We start from the raw sequence: 2,246 nt of genomic DNA on the forward strand, positions 1-2,246 counted from the left end.
CGCGACACTACAGATCGAGCTTCAGGCGCTTTGTGGCCGCGCGCGAGCAACAGACCATGAGAACGGTGTGTGCTGTCTTCTCCTCCTCGGTCAGAACGGAATCCCGGTGTTCGGCGCGACCGCTAAGTAGGCCCGTCGCACAGGTGCCGCAGATGCCTTCTTCGCAGGAACTGGTGTGCGATATGCCGTTCTCCCGGAGCACCTGCAGGATGGACTTGTCAGCAGGTGCGATGAGAACTTGACCTGTGGAGGCGATCTCGATTTCGAACGAGGAATTTAGTGCCGGATCTGTTGCTGATTTCGGATCCACCTTGAACCGTTCGAAATGAACTGTACCAGCGCACCACGCCTGCGTGGCAACTCTCACGGCTTCGATGAGACTGGAGGGCCCGCAGCAATAGACGTGCTGCCCTTCCATTTGCCGCCGAAGAAGCGAGGCGACATCTAACCTGCCGTGCGGATCGCCAAAATTAAAGTGCATCGTCGTGCGCCGGTTGAAAGGTGGGGCAGCAAGCACATTTCGAAATGCGGTCCTCATTGGATTGCTGGCGCAATAGTACAACTTGTAGCTTCCGCCGGTTGCCTCGAGGTGCCGGGCCATGGAGAGAAGGGGCGTGATGCCGATCCCACCAGCGATCAGAGTATGGTGCTTCGCCTTATGCAACAGTGGGAAGTTATTCTGGGGTTCCGAGATGGGAACCCTGCTGCCCTCGGCCAATTTCTCGTGTACAAATACAGAGCCTCCGCGCCCGGCCGACTCGCGAAGAACGGTGATTAGATAGCGGTGTCGCTCCTGAGGATCGTTGCACAACGAGTAGGACCGAACCCACTTATCCGCCAAGTGCAAATCAATGTGTGCGCCCGCACTGAATGGGGGAAGGGGCGCACCTTGTGGATCGATCAGTTCGTATGAACGTATGTCAAGAGCCTCATCCTTAATGCGGCTAACTGTGACTGTCCGCACCTGAATTATCCATCGTCAGCCGACCCAAATACCACGAAATGAAAGCGGACGTCCTGCTCTCGCGAACCGAGTACGGCCCTGGCGAGTAGCGACGCGAATTCACTCCAAGCTGATTGTCGGTAATAAGCTTTGTGTCCTGGAGCGTGGTCACATGCCACATCCATTTCAAGCGATCTATGTCGTAATCGACACCCTCCCTCGCGTCCATGTCCACCAGCCAAGTGAGCCGCACTTCCGTGTGGGTCGGATCCACCGGCGTAAACCGAAACAGCGTCACATGATCACTGGTGCAACTTATTGCGGATTGCGTTCCGAGCCATACATGTGTCTCGGCCCCGTCGAACTCCTTGAAGGTCCCCATGAGCGGGGCGACCGGTTGGCCGTCTTGGGATAATGTCTGCCAGCCTTCCTGAATTGGTACTCGCCGAGCTAGATAAGGCTGTGGCCCGTCCTCAAGCCCGGCAGTTCCAGAGACGCGCCCCAGTTCCCTCTCCGTTTCCCCCCAAGCGGCGAGCACCGTACGTTCAAATGACCCTGGCGCGGCGTCATTGATCTTCACGAAGGAGTTGACGGCCGTATACTCCGGATGGGACATCGCGCAATGGTAGCACTCACGAAAATTCTCCACCGTTAGCTTCCAGTTTCCGGGCGTAGCGTAGATCTCAGTATGCGCGATCTTCGCACGTGTTAGACCGTGCGGTTTCAAAAAGGGAAGAATCTCCGCCTCGATCGCACTAAAATCCGGCGCATCCTCCGCTGCGCCAATGAAGATGAAGATCAATCCCTCACAGACCCGCACAGGACAAGAATGCAGGCCCCATTGTTCGCGATCAAAACCCTCGGCCATGTTCTTAGCGTGGATTAGACGACCATCCAGACCATACACCCACCCGTGGTAGGGGCAGGTGAAGGTCCGAACCTTGCCCTTGGAAGCAAGGCAGACGCGACTGCCCCGGTGGCGGCAGACATTGTAGTGGGCATGGATATCTCCATTCGCCCCACGAATAACCACGATAGACTCGCCAGCTATCTCATAGGTGACATAATCCCCTGGCTCAGGAATGGATGAAATGTGGTCGACCAGGAGCCATTGCTTGGCAAATATCGCCTCCAAGTCGCGTTCGAATATGTTCCGATCAACATAGAACGCGCGATCGAGCGAGTGGCCTTCCCGTTGCCGTGCCGCCAGGCCCTGAACACTCATGATGCATGCATCCTCCATCCCAAGTATCTCCTCTTAATGGAACGGCATTCCAAATGCTACGATTGCCCTATATAAACG

Annotated in this window: 2 protein-coding genes; both read right to left on the reverse strand. The window is 56.3% G+C overall.

Annotation, left to right across the window (positions count from 1 at the left end):
- Positions 1–7: 7 nt before the first annotated feature.
- Positions 8–718, reverse strand: coding sequence for a PDR/VanB family oxidoreductase (locus tag EN786_RS35845; RefSeq protein ID WP_210238924.1), 711 nt, complete (start codon positions 716–718; stop codon positions 8–10).
- 226 nt (positions 719–944) lie between these two features.
- Positions 945–2,168 (reverse strand): aromatic ring-hydroxylating dioxygenase subunit alpha, encoded by a 1,224-nt coding sequence (locus EN786_RS35850; protein WP_189524370.1) that lies wholly within the window; start codon positions 2,166–2,168, stop codon positions 945–947.
- Positions 2,169–2,246: the final 78 nt, after the last annotated feature.

It is taken from the genome of Mesorhizobium sp. M4B.F.Ca.ET.143.01.1.1 (assembly GCF_004792275.1).
GTDB classification, from domain to species: Bacteria; Pseudomonadota; Alphaproteobacteria; order Rhizobiales; family Rhizobiaceae; genus Mesorhizobium; species Mesorhizobium abyssinicae.

Coding starts and splice junctions, on each gene's coding strand:
- EN786_RS35850 (WP_189524370.1), bottom strand. CDS start 2,168: ATGAGTGTTCAGGGCCTGGCGGCACGGCAACGGGAAGGCCACTCGCTC.